Origin of the sequence: Escherichia sp. KCJ4928, from assembly GCF_004352695.1 — a bacterium.
Lineage (GTDB): Bacteria > Pseudomonadota > Gammaproteobacteria > Enterobacterales > Enterobacteriaceae > ECMA0423.
Genome location: NZ_SJWV01000092.1, coordinates 1 through 15,741, shown reverse-complemented (window position 1 = coordinate 15,741; position 15,741 = coordinate 1). Strand labels below are relative to the sequence as shown.

Genomic DNA, 15,741 nt, shown 5'->3' with positions numbered 1-15,741 from the left:
ATCAATAAGTTATCAAGTATTTTTAATTAAAATGGAAATTGTTTTTGATTTTGCATTTTAAATGAGTAGTCTTAGTTGTGCTGAACGAAAAGCGCACAACGATCTTTCGTTCACAGTGGGGAAGTTTTCGGATCCATGACGAGGAGCTGCACGATGACTGAACAGGCAACAACAACCGATGAACTGGCTTTCATAAGGCCGTATGGCGAGCAGGAGAAGCAAATTCTTACTGCCGAAGCGGTAGAATTTCTGACTGAGCTGGTGACGCATTTTACGCCACAACGCAATAAACTTCTGGCAGCGCGCATTCAGCAGCAGCAAGATATTGATAACGGAACGTTGCCTGATTTTATTTCGGAAACAGCTTCCATTCGCGATACGGACTGGAAAATTCGTGGTATTCCCGCGGACTTACAAGATCGTCGAGTCGAGATAACTGGCCCGGTTGAGCGCAAGATGGTGATCAACGCACTGAACGCCAATGTGAAAGTCTTTATGGCCGATTTCGAAGATTCACTGGCACCAGACTGGAACAAAGTGATCGACGGGCAAATTAACCTGCGCGATGCGGTTAACGGCACCATCAGCTATACCAATGAAGCAGGCAAAATTTATCAGCTCAAGCCCAATCCAGCGGTTTTGATTTGTCGGGTACGCGGTCTGCACTTGCCGGAAAAACATGTCACCTGGCGTGGTGAGGCAATCCCCGGTAGCCTGTTTGATTTTGCGCTCTATTTCTTCCACAACTATCAGGCACTGTTGGCAAAGGGCAGCGGTCCCTATTTCTATCTGCCGAAAACCCAGTCCTGGCAGGAAGCGGCCTGGTGGAGCGAAGTCTTCAGCTATGCAGAAGATCGCTTTAATCTGCCGCGCGGCACCATCAAGGCGACGTTGCTGATTGAAACGCTGCCCGCCGTGTTCCAGATGGATGAAATCCTTCACGCGCTGCGTGACCATATTGTTGGTCTGAACTGCGGTCGTTGGGATTACATCTTCAGCTATATCAAAACGTTGAAAAACTATCCCGATCGCGTCCTGCCAGACAGACAGGCAGTGACGATGGATAAACCATTCCTGAATGCTTACTCACGCCTGTTGATTAAAACCTGCCATAAACGCGGTGCTTTTGCGATGGGCGGCATGGCAGCGTTTATTCCGAGCAAAGATGAAGAGCGCAATAACCAGGTGCTCAACAAAGTAAAAGCGGATAAAGCGCTGGAAGCCAATAACGGTCACGATGGCACATGGATTGCTCACCCAGGCCTTGCGGATACGGCAATGGCGGTATTCAACGACATTCTCGGCTCCCGTAAAAATCAGCTTGAAGTGATGCGCGAACAAGACGCGCCGATTACTGCCGATCAGCTGCTGGCACCTTGTGATGGTGAACGCACCGAAGAAGGTATGCGCGCCAACATTCGCGTGGCAGTGCAGTACATCGAAGCATGGATCTCCGGCAACGGCTGCGTGCCGATTTATGGCCTGATGGAAGATGCGGCGACGGCTGAAATTTCCCGTACCTCAATCTGGCAGTGGATCCATCATCAAAAAACGTTGAGCAATGGCAAACCGGTGACCAAAGCCTTGTTCCGCCAGATGCTGGGTGAAGAGATGAAAGTCATTGCCAGCGAACTGGGCGAAGAACGTTTCTCCCAGGGGCGTTTTGACGATGCCGCACGCTTGATGGAACAGATCACCACTTCCGATGAGTTAATTGATTTCCTGACCCTGCCAGGCTACCGCCTGTTAGCGTAAACCACCACATAACTATGGAGCATCTGCACATGAAAACCCGTACACAACAAATTGAAGAATTACAGAAAGAGTGGACTCAACCGCGTTGGGAAGGCATTACTCGCCCATACAGCGCGGAAGATGTGGTGAAATTACGCGGTTCAGTCAATCCTGAATGCACCCTGGCGCAACTGGGCGCGGCGAAAATGTGGCGTCTGCTGCATGGCGAGTCGAAAAAAGGCTACATCAACAGCCTCGGTGCACTGACTGGCGGTCAGGCGCTGCAACAGGCGAAAGCGGGTATTGAAGCAGTCTATCTGTCGGGATGGCAGGTAGCGGCGGACGCTAACCTGGCGGCCAGCATGTATCCGGATCAGTCGCTCTATCCGGCAAACTCGGTGCCAGCTGTGGTGGAGCGGATCAACAACACCTTCCGTCGTGCCGATCAGATCCAATGGTCCGCAGGCATTGAGCCGGGCGATCCGCGCTATGTCGATTACTTCCTGCCGATCGTTGCCGATGCGGAAGCCGGTTTTGGCGGTGTCCTGAATGCCTTTGAACTGATGAAAGCGATGATTGAAGCCGGTGCAGCGGCAGTTCACTTCGAAGATCAGCTGGCGTCAGTGAAGAAATGCGGTCACATGGGCGGCAAAGTTTTGGTGCCAACTCAGGAAGCTATTCAGAAACTGGTCGCGGCGCGTCTTGCAGCTGACGTGACGGGCGTTCCAACCCTGCTGGTTGCTCGTACCGATGCCGATGCGGCGGATCTGATTACCTCCGATTGCGACCCGTATGACAGTGAATTTATTACTGGCGAGCGTACCAGTGAAGGCTTCTTCCGTACTCATGCGGGCATTGAGCAAGCGATCAGCCGTGGCCTGGCGTATGCGCCATATGCTGACCTGGTCTGGTGTGAAACCTCCACGCCGGATCTGGAACTGGCGCGTCGCTTTGCACAAGCTATCCACGCGAAATATCCGGGCAAACTGCTGGCTTATAACTGCTCGCCGTCGTTCAACTGGCAGAAAAACCTCGACGACAAAACTATTGCCAGCTTCCAGCAGCAGCTGTCGGATATGGGCTACAAGTTCCAGTTCATCACCCTGGCAGGTATCCACAGCATGTGGTTCAACATGTTTGACCTGGCAAACGCCTATGCCCAGGGCGAGGGTATGAAGCACTACGTTGAGAAAGTGCAGCAGCCGGAATTTGCCGCCGCGAAAGATGGCTATACCTTCGTATCTCACCAGCAGGAAGTGGGTACAGGTTACTTCGATAAAGTGACGACTATTATTCAGGGCGGCACGTCTTCAGTCACCGCGCTGACCGGCTCCACTGAAGAATCGCAGTTCTAAGCAACAACAACCGTTGCTGACTGTAGGCCGGATAAGGCGTTCACGCCGCATCCGGCAATCGGTGCACGATGCCTGATGCGACGCTTGCGCGTCTTATCATGCCTACAGCCGTTGCCGAACGTAGGCCGGATAAGGCATTTACGCCGCATCCGGCAATCGGTGCACGATGCCTGATGCGACGCTTGCGCGTCTTATCATGCCTACAACCGTTGCCGAACGTAGGCTGGATAAGGCGTTTACGCCGCATCCGGCAATTCTCTGCTCCTGATGAGGGCGCTAAATGCCGCGTGGCCTGGAATTACTGATTGCTCAAACCATTTTGCAAGGCTTCGACGCTCAGTATGGTCGATTCCTCGAAGTGACTTCCGGGGCGCAGCAGCGTTTCGAACAGGCCGACTGGCATGCTGTCCAGCAGGCGATGAAAAACCGTATCCATCTTTACGATCATCACGTTGGTCTGGTCGTGGAGCAACTGCGCTGCATTACTAACGGCCAAAGTACGGACGCGGCATTTTTACTGCGCGTTAAAGAGCATTACACGCGGCTGTTGCCGGATTACCCGCGCTTCGAGATTGCGGAGAGCTTTTTTAACTCCGTGTACTGTCGGTTATTTGACCACCGCTCGCTTACTCCCGAGCGGCTTTTTATCTTTAGCTCTCAGCCAGAGCGCCGCTTTCGTACCATTCCCCGCCCGCTGGCGAAAGACTTTCACCCCGATCACGGCTGGGAATCTCTACTGATGCGCGTTATCAGCGACCTGCCGCTGCGCCTGCGCTGGCAGAATAAAAGCCGTGACATTCATTACATCATTCGCCATCTGACGGAAACGCTGGGGACAGACAACCTCGCGGAAAGTCATTTACAGGTGGCGAACGAACTGTTTTACCGCAATAAAGCCGCCTGGCTGGTGGGCAAACTGATCACGCCTTCCGGCACGTTGCCCTTCTTACTGCCGATCCACCAGACGGACGACGGCGAGTTATTTATTGATACCTGCCTGACGACGACCGCCGAAGCGAGCATTGTTTTTGGCTTTGCGCGTTCTTATTTTATGGTTTATGCACCGCTGCCCGCAGCGCTGGTCGAGTGGCTACGGGAAATTCTGCCAGGTAAAACCACTGCTGAATTGTATATGGCTATCGGCTGCCAGAAGCACGCCAAAACCGAAAGCTACCGCGAATATCTCGTTTATCTACAGGGCTGTAATGAGCAGTTCATTGAAGCGCCGGGTATTCGTGGAATGGTGATGTTGGTGTTTACGCTGCCGGGCTTTGATCGGGTATTCAAAGTCATCAAAGACAAGTTCGCGCCGCAGAAAGAGATGTCTGCCGCTCACGTTCGTGCCTGCTATCAACTGGTGAAAGAGCACGATCGCGTGGGCCGAATGGCGGACACCCAGGAGTTTGAAAACTTTGTGCTGGAGAAGCGGCATATTTCCCCGGCATTAATGGAATTACTGCTCCAGGAAGCAGCGGAAAAAATCACCGATCTTGGTGAGCAGATTGTAATTCGCCATCTCTATATCGAGCGGCGGATGGTGCCGCTCAATATCTGGCTGGAACAAGTGGAAGGTCAGCAGTTGCGCGACGCCATTGAAGAATACGGTAACGCTATTCGCCAGCTTGCCGCTGCTAACATTTTTCCTGGCGACATGCTGTTTAAAAACTTCGGTGTCACCCGTCACGGGCGTGTGGTTTTTTATGATTACGATGAAATTTGCTACATGACGGAAGTGAATTTCCGCGACATCCCGCCGCCGCGCTATCCGGAAGACGAACTTGCCAGCGAACCGTGGTACAGCGTCTCGCCGGGCGATGTTTTCCCGGAAGAGTTTCGCCACTGGCTATGCGCCGACCCGCGTATTGGTCCGCTGTTTGAAGAGATGCACGCCGACCTGTTCCGCGCTGATTACTGGCGCGCACTACAAAACCGCATACGTGAAGGGCATGTGGAAGATGTTTATGCGTATCGGCGCAGGCAAAGATTTAGCGTACGGTATGGGGAGATGCTTTTTTGAGTAAAGCTTCCATATAATTTTTCTCCGCAATGTATCGAGGGTTATCCGTAAAGCCAAAGCTTTCAGCCATCTTATTTAATGTATTAAGGATTAATTCAGCAATAACCCGGTGACCAAATTCAAAAGCCAACTCAAAGGCAGAGTATTTTTGTGGCGCTTTGTGTTGCCAAAAATCCATAATATCTTCAGCGGTAAATCCAAACAGGCGTGCATGGTCAGATAAAGCAAGATAAACCGTCTCTACAACATTTTGTTGTTTATGCTGTATCGCTGAAAACAAACCGGGATATTCATTAGAATTATTTGCCAGGAGGAGGGGCTTCATATTTTTTTTTATCGAATTTAAACGTATTAAACAGAGTGGGTAATGCGTTAAAAATAGTATTAATAACGTTCATATGTCCACTATTATAGGCAGTCAACATTTCTGTTCTATGTAGTTCTGGCATTTTCTGGAGCTGAATCATCAGTTGCGTAAGTTGGTGATTCTGACCAATTGCCATTAGCAAATTCATCGTTGCTGGTGATAATGGAGGGGTTATTTCATCCACAGATCCTTTTAACATCAATAGCTGTTCTTTCGGAAGTGCTGGAATTATTGCAACAGATTGGTTAATAACATGATCATTTGACCATTTCAGGAGGCTATAATCTACATTCATAAAATCCATCAGAGAATAGTGTTTAATATCCTCTTTGCTTTCGCTCATAATTCTTATTTTATCGTTAGTTACATTAGGATCATAAACCGAAACCACGTAATGGGTACATCCTTCAGTTGTGTTCTTTATTCTTAGTCGGGCCGTCAAAGCATGGTTATCTACCAATAATATGGCAGCCATAACACTGATGCCATTTGATTCCATCTTGTCAAAATATGCCTTCATAACTAGCCCGAAATCACCGCAGGCAGCAACACAACGCCCCTCAGGACGGCTGGAAATCAACGCCAAAGTCTGGTTTTTGCATTTTTTGTTGAAGTGCGTGAGAAATTTTTCAGCTGAAGAGTAATCATCTTGATGGGGTTTGTAATTAACATTCTGATAAATATCATTAATATATTGTGCAGCAATGTGTCGGCATACTATACGGTTTTGGGGGCGCCCCGGAAAATAACATTGACCATTAAGTTTAACTCTTGGGAAGTCTTTTTCTTTTCTATCTGAGTTTAGATTTAATTTTTGTTTATCAAGAGCGTCTGAGCGTTGAGGTAAAATTTCCATTAGGTATTCTTCAAATATTGGAGCAATGGTTTGAGTGAGTGTCGTGTTTTCATTTTTATTAATTATCGTAATTTCTTTTTTATCAGTCTGTAAGACAGACGTGGAAAATTTAATGACAAAATCCTTGTTGCTAAAGATATGACGACCGTTTTGTCTACAGTTCTCTGAGAAGCTTTTTAATAGAGGCGTCGCCAGCTCCTTGCCAGAAAATTTATCCTCGAGTTCTTTATAAAACAATTCACTCAGGTTTTGGTGTTCATTTGTCTGGGCTGTATTATTAATATTTACAGAGAAAGAACTGCGAGGAATACGAGTAATCATTTAAATATCTCATTGTTTATTGATGTCTTGAATTTTAACTATCAGAACAGTGAAAAAATTTAATATGATTACAAGTAAAGAAATATCATAAATCGCTCAATCTCATAATGAAACCGTAAAAGTTTCGGCGTAATGAGATCTTGCGATTTTGTTAATAATTAAGTGGTTTGATGTTTAAAAATAATGCTGAGTTAATAAAAGTGTGCGAAGTGTATGACAATAAGTTATTTTGGCGTCAATGCGATTAACAGACACCCTTATTCTATTGCCACTCAGATATGACGGGCAGAATATTGCCTCTGCCCGCCAGAAAAAAGTCAGCGCATTCCACCGTACGCCAGCGTCACTTCCTTCGCCGCTTTAATCACCATTGCGCCAAACTCGGTCACGCGGTCATCGGTAATACGTGAAATCGGTCCGGAAATTGAAATTGCGGCAAACGGTTCGCGGTGCTCATCGAAAATACACGCTGCAAGGCAACGTAGCCCCAGCGCATGTTCCTCATCGTCAAATGAATAACCCCGTTTGCGCGTTTGGGCGAGATCTTCTTTTAAATGCACAGGAGACACCAGCGTTGCGTGGGTATAGGCATGTAACCCTTTGCGGTGCAGCAGCTTCGTCACCTGTTCTTCGCTCAGTTGGGCTAAAAAGGCTTTACCCGCACCGGAAGCGTGCATCGGCAATTTACCGCCGATAGGCGCGGACATTCGCATCAGGTGGGTACACTGTACCTGGTCGATAATAATCGCTTCGTGATCGCTTTGATCAAGCACCGCCATATTGACCGTTTCGCCAGACTCTTCCATTAGATTGCGCAGGATAGGGTGAACAATTGCTAACAAATTACGGCTCTGGAGAAAGCTGCTGCCGACCATAAAGGCATGTGCGCCGATTGCCCAGTGTCCCAGTTCGCCAACCTGACGCACGAAACCCTGCTGTTGCATCGTGGTTAGCAGGCGGTGGGTCGTGGAATTGGGTAACCCGGCTTGTTGCGCCAGTTCCGTGAGTGCCACACTGCCATTGGATTCGGCAATCCACTCCAGTAATTTCAGGCCACGCGTTAAAGACTGAACCTGTCCAGTCGCTGGTGCGGTGGCAACGGCGGGTTTTCTGCCGCGTTTCGCGGGAATGGGTGCGACCATGACAGTCTCCTTTTTCTGTATCGTGGAAATCATTTTCATTTTTATTGTTAGCTAATGCAATAGTTGCTGAACTGATCCGATGAGTTAATGTTGAACAAATCTCATGTTGCGTGGTGGTCGCTTTTACCACAGATGCGTTTATGCCAGTATGGTTTGTTGAATTTTTATTAAATCTGGGTTGAGCGTGTCGGGAGCAAGTGTGAGCAGCAAAGTGGAACAACTGCGTGCGCAGTTAAATGAACGTATTCTGGTGCTGGACGGCGGTATGGGCACCATGATCCAGAGCTATCGACTGAACGAAGCCGATTTTCGTGGTGAACGCTTTGCCGACTGGCCATGCGACCTCAAAGGCAACAACGACCTGCTGGTACTCAGTAAACCGGAAGTGATCGCCGCTATCCACAACGCCTACTTTGAAGCGGGCGCGGATATCATCGAAACCAACACCTTCAACTCCACGACCATTGCGATGGCGGATTACCAGATGGAATCCCTGTCGGCGGAAATCAACTTTGCGGCGGCGAAACTGGCGCGCGCCTGTGCTGATGAGTGGACCGCGCGCACCCCGGAGAAACCGCGCTACGTTGCCGGTGTTCTCGGCCCAACCAACCGCACGGCGTCTATTTCTCCGGACGTCAACGATCCGGCATTTCGTAATATCACTTTTGACGGGCTGGTGGCGGCTTATCGAGAGTCCACCAAAGCGCTGGTGGAAGGTGGTGCGGATCTGATCCTGATTGAAACCGTTTTCGACACCCTTAACGCCAAAGCGGCGGTCTTTGCGGTGAAAACGGAGTTTGAAGCGCTGGGCGTTGAGCTGCCGATTATGATCTCCGGCACCATCACCGACGCCTCCGGGCGCACGCTCTCCGGGCAGACCACCGAAGCATTTTACAACTCATTGCGCCACGCCGAAGCTCTGACCTTTGGCCTGAACTGTGCGCTGGGGCCAGATGAACTGCGCCAGTACGTGCAGGAGCTGTCACGGATTGCGGAATGCTACGTCACCGCGCACCCGAACGCCGGGCTACCCAACGCCTTTGGTGAGTACGATCTCGACGCCGACACGATGGCAAAACAGATACGTGAATGGGCGCAAGCGGGTTTTCTCAATATCGTCGGCGGCTGCTGTGGCACCACGCCACAACATATTGCAGCGATGAGTCGTGCAGTAGAAGGATTAGCGCCGCGCAAACTGCCGGAAATCCCCGTAGCCTGCCGTTTGTCCGGCCTGGAGCCGCTGAACATTGGCGAAGATAGCCTGTTTGTGAACGTGGGTGAACGCACCAACGTCACCGGTTCCGCTAAGTTCAAGCGCCTGATCAAAGAAGAGAAATACAGCGAGGCACTGGATGTGGCCCGCCAGCAGGTGGAAAACGGTGCGCAGATTATCGATATCAACATGGATGAAGGGATGCTCGACGCCGAAGCGGCGATGGTGCGTTTTCTCAATCTGATTGCCGGTGAACCGGATATCGCTCGCGTGCCGATTATGATCGACTCCTCAAAATGGGATGTCATTGAAAAAGGTCTGAAGTGTATTCAGGGCAAAGGCATTGTTAACTCTATCTCGATGAAAGAGGGCGTCGACGCCTTTATCCATCACGCGAAGCTCTTGCGTCGTTACGGTGCGGCAGTGGTGGTAATGGCCTTTGACGAACAGGGACAGGCCGATACCCGCGCACGGAAAATCGAGATTTGCCGTCGGGCGTACAAAATCCTCACCGAAGAGGTTGGCTTCCCGCCAGAAGATATCATCTTCGACCCGAACATCTTCGCGGTCGCAACCGGCATTGAAGAGCACAACAACTACGCGCAGGACTTTATCGGCGCGTGTGAAGATATCAAACGCGAACTGCCGCACGCGCTGATTTCCGGCGGTGTATCTAACGTTTCTTTCTCATTCCGTGGCAACGATCCGGTGCGCGAAGCCATTCACGCGGTGTTCCTCTACTACGCTATTCGCAATGGCATGGATATGGGGATCGTCAACGCCGGGCAACTGGCGATTTACGACGACCTACCCGCTGAACTGCGCGACGCGGTGGAAGATGTGATTCTTAACCGTCGCGACGATGGCACTGAGCGTTTACTGGAGCTTGCCGAGAAATATCGCGGCAGCAAAACCGACGACACCGCTAACGCCCAGCAGGCGGAGTGGCGCTCGTGGGAAGTGAATAAACGTCTGGAATACTCGCTGGTTAAAGGCATTACCGAGTTTATCGAGCAGGATACCGAAGAAGCCCGCCAGCAGGCTACGCGCCCGATTGAAGTGATTGAAGGCCCGCTGATGGACGGTATGAACGTGGTCGGCGATCTGTTTGGCGAAGGGAAAATGTTCCTGCCACAGGTGGTCAAATCGGCGCGCGTCATGAAACAGGCAGTGGCGTATCTCGAACCGTTTATTGAAGCCAGCAAAGAGCAGGGTAAAACCAACGGCAAGATGGTGATCGCCACCGTGAAGGGCGACGTCCACGACATCGGTAAAAATATCGTTGGTGTGGTGCTGCAATGTAACAACTACGAAATTGTCGATCTCGGCGTTATGGTGCCTGCGGAAAAAATTCTCCGTACCGCTAAAGAAGTGAATGCTGATCTGATTGGACTTTCGGGGCTTATCACGCCGTCGCTGGACGAGATGGTTAACGTGGCGAAAGAGATGGAGCGTCAGGGCTTCACTATTCCGCTATTGATTGGCGGCGCGACCACCTCAAAAGCGCACACGGCGGTGAAAATCGAGCAGAACTACAGCGGCCCGACGGTGTATGTGCAGAACGCATCGCGTACCGTTGGTGTGGTGGCGGCGCTGCTTTCCGATACCCAGCGTGATGATTTTGTCGCTCGTACCCGCAAGGAGTACGAAACCGTACGTATTCAGCACGGGCGCAAGAAGCCGCGCACACCACCGGTCACGCTGGAAGCGGCGCGCGATAACGATTTCGCTTTTGACTGGCAGGCTTACACGCCGCCGGTGGCGCACCGTCTCGGCGTGCAGGAAGTCGAAGCCAGCATCGAAACGCTGCGCAATTACATCGACTGGACACCGTTCTTTATGACCTGGTCGCTGGCCGGGAAGTATCCGCGCATTCTGGAAGATGAAGTGGTAGGCGTTGAGGCGCAGCGGCTGTTTAAAGACGCCAACGACATGCTGGATAAATTAAGCGCCGAGAAAACGCTGAATCCGCGTGGCGTGGTGGGCCTGTTCCCGGCAAACCGTGTGGGCGATGACATTGAAATCTACCGTGACGAAACGCGCACTCATGTGATCAACGTCAGCCACCATCTGCGTCAACAGACCGAAAAAACGGGATTCGCTAACTACTGTCTCGCTGACTTCGTTGCGCCGAAGCTTTCTGGTAAAGCAGATTACATCGGCGCATTTGCCGTGACTGGCGGGCTGGAAGAGGACGCACTGGCTGATGCCTTTGAAGCGCAGCACGATGATTACAACAAAATCATGGTGAAAGCGCTTGCCGACCGTTTAGCCGAAGCCTTTGCGGAGTATCTCCATGAGCGTGTGCGTAAAGTCTACTGGGGCTATGCGCCGAACGAGAACCTCAGCAACGAAGAACTGATCCGCGAAAACTACCAGGGCATCCGTCCGGCACCGGGCTATCCGGCCTGCCCGGAACATACGGAAAAAGCCACCATCTGGGAGCTGCTGGAAGTGGAAAAACACACTGGCATGAAACTCACAGAATCTTTCGCCATGTGGCCTGGTGCATCGGTTTCGGGTTGGTACTTCAGCCACCCGGACAGCAAGTATTACGCGGTAGCGCAAATTCAGCGCGATCAGGTTGAAGACTATGCCCGCCGTAAAGGTATGAGCGTTACCGAAGTTGAGCGCTGGCTGGCACCGAATCTGGGGTATGACGCGGACTGATTCACAAATCTGTCACTTTTCCTTACAACAAACAGGGCGCTCAATGAGTGCCCTGTCTCTTTATTAATATGAAACACTTATACTGGAAACAGGCTGGAATAATCTTAGCCGGAAAAACGAATGTCAAAAGGCACAGTAAAGATGCCAGTCAACGTGTTTCCGGTCCTTTGGTCATTCAATTGCTTCAGGAACATATAACGATAAGGAGAACCTGAACTCGTGTTAACGCTGCTTCACCTGCTTTCTGCCGTCGCCCTGCTGGTCTGGGGGACTCATATTGTTCGAACCGGCGTAATGCGCGTCTTCGGCGCGCGTTTGCGTACTGTCCTTAGCCGGAGCGTCGAAAAAAAGCCGCTCGCCTTTTGCGCGGGGATCGGCGTTACCGCACTGGTACAGAGCAGTAATGCCACCACCATGCTGGTGACCTCGTTTGTCGCTCAGGATCTGGTAGCCCTCGCACCGGCTCTGGTCATTGTGCTGGGTGCAGATGTCGGGACGGCGCTAATGGCGCGTATTCTCACCTTCGACTTATCCTGGCTGTCACCGTTACTTATTTTTATCGGCGTGATTTTTTTCCTCGGACGCAAACAGTCACGCGCCGGGCAACTGGGCCGCGTCGGTATTGGTCTTGGGCTGATTTTGCTAGCGCTGGAGTTGATTGTGCAGGCCGTAACGCCGATCACCCAGGCAAACGGCGTTCAGGTGATCTTTGCCTCGCTGACCGGCGATATTCTGCTGGATGCGCTGATTGGCGCGATGTTCGCCATTATCAGCTACTCCAGCCTTGCTGCTGTACTGCTGACCGCGACTCTGACCGCCGCAGGCATTATCTCCTTCCCCGTGGCGCTCTGTCTGGTGATTGGTGCTAACCTCGGTTCCGGTCTGCTGGCGATGCTCAACAACAGTGCCGCCAATGCCGCAGCCCGCCGTGTCGCGCTGGGTAGTCTGCTGTTTAAGCTGGTGGGTAGCCTGATTATCCTGCCGTTTGTCCATTTGCTGGCAGAGACAATGGGGAAGCTGTCATTGCCAAAAGCGGAACTGGTGATCTATTTCCACGTCTTCTACAACCTTGTACGTTGCCTGGTCATGCTGCCATTTGTTGACCCGATGGCACGGTTTTGCAAAACGATTATTCGCGATGAACCGGAACTGGATACCCAGCTACGGCCTAAACATCTGGATGTCAGCGCGCTGGATACGCCCACGCTTGCTCTGGCGAACGCCGCGCGCGAAACCCTGCGCATTGGCGACGCCATGGAACAGATGATGGAAGGGTTGAATAAAGTGATGCACGGTGAGCCACGGCAGGAGAAAGAGCTGCGTAAGCTGGCAGATGATATCAACGTTCTCTACACCGCCATTAAGCTGTATCTGGCGCGGATGCCAAAAGAAGAGCTGGCGGAGGAAGAGTCGCGCCGCTGGGCAGAGATCATCGAAATGTCGCTCAACCTTGAACAGGCCTCCGATATCGTCGAGCGCATGGGGAGTGAAATTGCCGACAAATCACTGGCAGCACGGCGGGCATTTTCGCTTGATGGGTTGAAGGAACTGGATGCGCTCTATGAGCAATTGCTCAGTAATTTAAAGCTGGCAATGTCGGTGTTCTTCTCTGGCGATGTCACCAGCGCTCGTCGTTTGCGCCGTAGTAAGCATCGCTTTCGCATTCTTAATCGCCGCTATTCCCACGCCCACGTCGATCGCCTGCATCAGCAAAACGTGCAGAGCATTGAAACCAGTTCGCTACATTTAGGCTTACTGGGAGATATGCAGCGCCTGAACTCGCTGTTTTGTTCGGTGGCTTACAGTGTGCTGGAACAGCCGGATGAAGATGAAGGACGGGACGAGTATTAATATTGTGAATCCTGTAGGCCTGATAAGACGCGTCAAGCGTCGCATCAGGCACTATGAACAAGATGCCGGATCATGCATCCGGCAATTCACTTAAAAACGGTGACCAGCTTCTAGCGGCACCGCTTCTTCACCAGCCTTAAACACATAAGTGGTGTTCGGGCCACCCAGCGTAGCGTGACCTTTACTCACTGTGATCCAGTTACCTTCCGGTAGACCAATAATCGTCAGTTCTGGCGCGACGACCAGCAGTTCGCGAATACGCTGCTCACGGGTTTCACCTTTATGGCCTTCCGGCAGCGCGTTGGTGAAGTGCGGGTTGATTTGCAACGGGAACAGATTTAGCGCATCGAAACCTTGCGGATCGACAATCGGCATATCGTTGGTGGTACGAATGGTTGGGCAAGCAAGGTTAGCGCCTGCGCTCCAGCCAATATACAGAGCGCCACGTTTAACCACGTCAGTAATTGGTGCCAGCAGCCCGCGCTCGCGGCACTGTTTCAGCAACTGGAAAGTATTCCCGCCGCCGACAATCACGATCTCAGCATTTTCAATCGCGGCAACGGGATCGACAACGCTATGAATACCGGTGACAGAAACACCCAGCGGAGCGAGAACCGCAGCCGTTTTCGCTGTGTAATCATCCCAGGTCTGCGTTACGCCAGCGAAAGGGATAAACACCGCTGAGCGGCGACCCTGCAACTGTTCAGCAATTAGCGGCAGTGCATGTTCCAGCCAGGCTTTACCCGGCAGCGTCGAGTTACTCAATAAAAGCAGTTCCATTACTTCTCCGGTTAGTAAGAAATCACGGGAGGCATGCTACCACTGCGAATTTAACCACTTACTGACATGGCTCACGATGTCGCACATTGCTTCTGGAAAGTGATTTGAGCAGGTAACGAATTCAAGCCAATGGAAATAACAAATAGTTCGCTCATGACTATTTTTTATCAACCCAAAGGTACGGTATATTCCGTTTTTTACAGGAGAATTTATGCTGCCCGACTCATCAGTCCGTTTAAATAAATACATCAGCGAAAGCGGAATTTGCTCACGCCGCGAAGCGGATCGCTATATCGAGCAAGGCAATGTGTTCCTTAATGGCAAGCGAGCCACCATTGGCGATCAGGTGAAACCCGGCGACGTTGTGAAAGTAAACGGTCAGTTGATTGAGCCTCGGGAAGCCGAAGATTTGGTACTTATCGCCCTGAACAAGCCCGTCGGTATTGTCAGCACCACCGAAGATGGCGAGCGCGATAACATTGTCGATTTCGTTAACCACAGCAAACGCGTGTTCCCGATTGGCCGCCTGGATAAAGACTCCCAGGGGCTGATTTTCCTCACCAATCACGGCGATCTGGTGAATAAGATCCTCCGTGCGGGTAACGATCATGAGAAAGAGTATCTGGTTACGGTCGATAAACCGATTACCGATGAATTTATTCGTGGTATGGGGGCGGGGGTGCCAATCCTCGGGACAGTGACTAAAAAGTGTAAAGTCAAAAAAGAAGCGCCGTTTGTCTTCCGCATTACCCTGGTGCAGGGGCTGAACCGTCAGATCCGGCGCATGTGCGAGCATTTCGGCTATGAAGTGAAAAAGCTGGAACGTACGCGCATTATGAACGTCAGTTTAAGCGGCATTCCGCTGGGTGAGTGGCGCGATTTAACTGATGATGAGTTAATCGACCTCTTTAAGCTCATCGAAAATTCCTCTTCCGAGGCAAAACCTAAAGTGAAGGCCAAACCGAAAACAGCGGGCATCAAACGTCCAGTCGTTAAGATGGAAAAAACGGCGGAAAAAGGCGGTCGCCCGGCGTCCAACGGTAAGCGTTTTACCTCTCCGGGGCGTAAAAAGAAGGGGCGCTAATCAGCGCCTGCCGCGCGTCGACGTATTTGCTGACCAGCTAAATGACGCTTCAGGATCCGGTTTATAAGCCTGCTTTTTCTTCAACTGGCGGGCTTTTTTCGCTTCAGCCTCACGCTCGACCATTAATTTATCGATGTACTCTTTCTTAATGCTGTTGGTTTCGGAGTTGGTCAGTACGCGACCATGCGCAATCCGCGCCCGATCCAGCAGTGTTTTAAGTTCACGCTGCTCGCGTTCAGTCATCTCTTTTTGGGTAATACGGGGGAGTGCCATGATGGTGCCCTCAGTGAGCCAGAGAGTTCAGTGTACGGGAATTCGTTTGCGAGCTGAACTGATAATATTCCTTTGTTC

9 protein-coding genes and 1 pseudogene are annotated in these 15,741 nt (G+C 51.3%); 6 read left to right on the top strand and 4 right to left on the bottom strand.

The window, feature by feature from the left end:
* Nucleotides 1–153: 153 nt before the first annotated feature.
* From aceB to aceK, 3 genes are all read left to right on the top strand, one after another.
* Nucleotides 154–1,755, top strand: a complete 1,602-nt coding sequence (aceB, locus tag E0D98_RS14270) for a malate synthase A (protein ID WP_000138878.1) — start codon at nucleotides 154–156, stop codon at nucleotides 1,753–1,755.
* Between the two features lie 29 nt (nucleotides 1,756–1,784).
* The gene (aceA, locus tag E0D98_RS14265) at nucleotides 1,785–3,089 is read left to right on the top strand and encodes an isocitrate lyase (protein ID WP_000857856.1); all 1,305 of its coding nucleotides are present in this window, start codon (nucleotides 1,785–1,787) and stop codon (nucleotides 3,087–3,089) included.
* Between the two features lie 280 nt (nucleotides 3,090–3,369).
* Nucleotides 3,370–5,106 (top strand): bifunctional isocitrate dehydrogenase kinase/phosphatase, encoded by a 1,737-nt coding sequence (gene aceK / locus E0D98_RS14260; protein ID WP_001137214.1) that lies wholly within the window; start codon nucleotides 3,370–3,372, stop codon nucleotides 5,104–5,106.
* On the opposite strand, the pseudogene E0D98_RS14255 reads toward aceK, so the two are convergent.
* Nucleotides 5,075–6,650: pseudogene (locus E0D98_RS14255) on the bottom strand (ShET2/EspL2 family type III secretion system effector toxin). The gene aceK and the pseudogene E0D98_RS14255 overlap by 32 nt on opposite strands.
* Before the next feature lie 317 nt (nucleotides 6,651–6,967).
* The gene (gene iclR, locus E0D98_RS14250) at nucleotides 6,968–7,792 is read right to left on the bottom strand and encodes a glyoxylate bypass operon transcriptional repressor IclR (protein WP_000226403.1); all 825 of its coding nucleotides are present in this window, start codon (nucleotides 7,790–7,792) and stop codon (nucleotides 6,968–6,970) included.
* A 199-nt stretch (nucleotides 7,793–7,991) separates the two neighbouring features.
* Here iclR and metH point away from each other — a divergent pair, with 199 nt between their 5' ends.
* Complete coding sequence (gene metH, locus E0D98_RS14245) at nucleotides 7,992–11,675, top strand: methionine synthase (RefSeq protein WP_000096011.1); 3,684 nt, start codon at nucleotides 7,992–7,994, stop codon at nucleotides 11,673–11,675.
* A 219-nt stretch (nucleotides 11,676–11,894) separates the two neighbouring features.
* Nucleotides 11,895–13,526 carry a Na/Pi cotransporter family protein gene (locus E0D98_RS14240; RefSeq protein WP_000956830.1) on the top strand — a complete coding sequence of 544 codons (1,632 nt, stop codon included), beginning with the start codon at nucleotides 11,895–11,897 and terminating at the stop codon, nucleotides 13,524–13,526.
* A gap of 90 nt (nucleotides 13,527–13,616) precedes the next feature.
* Here E0D98_RS14240 and pepE read toward each other — a convergent pair whose 3' ends face one another.
* Entirely contained in the window at nucleotides 13,617–14,306 is a 690-nt protein-coding gene (pepE, locus tag E0D98_RS14235) for a dipeptidase PepE (protein ID WP_000421763.1), read from the bottom strand.
* Between the two features lie 211 nt (nucleotides 14,307–14,517).
* On the opposite strand from pepE, the gene rluF reads away from it, so the two are divergent.
* Nucleotides 14,518–15,390, top strand: coding sequence for a 23S rRNA pseudouridine(2604) synthase RluF (gene rluF / locus E0D98_RS14230; RefSeq protein WP_000936370.1), 873 nt, complete (start codon nucleotides 14,518–14,520; stop codon nucleotides 15,388–15,390).
* Here the strand turns inward: rluF and E0D98_RS14225 are convergent, their stop codons facing one another.
* Nucleotides 15,391–15,663: a DUF3811 domain-containing protein gene (locus tag E0D98_RS14225; RefSeq protein ID WP_001207638.1), complete on the bottom strand. Its 273-nt coding sequence runs from the start codon at nucleotides 15,661–15,663 to the stop codon at nucleotides 15,391–15,393.
* Between the last annotated feature and the right edge of the window lie 78 nt (nucleotides 15,664–15,741).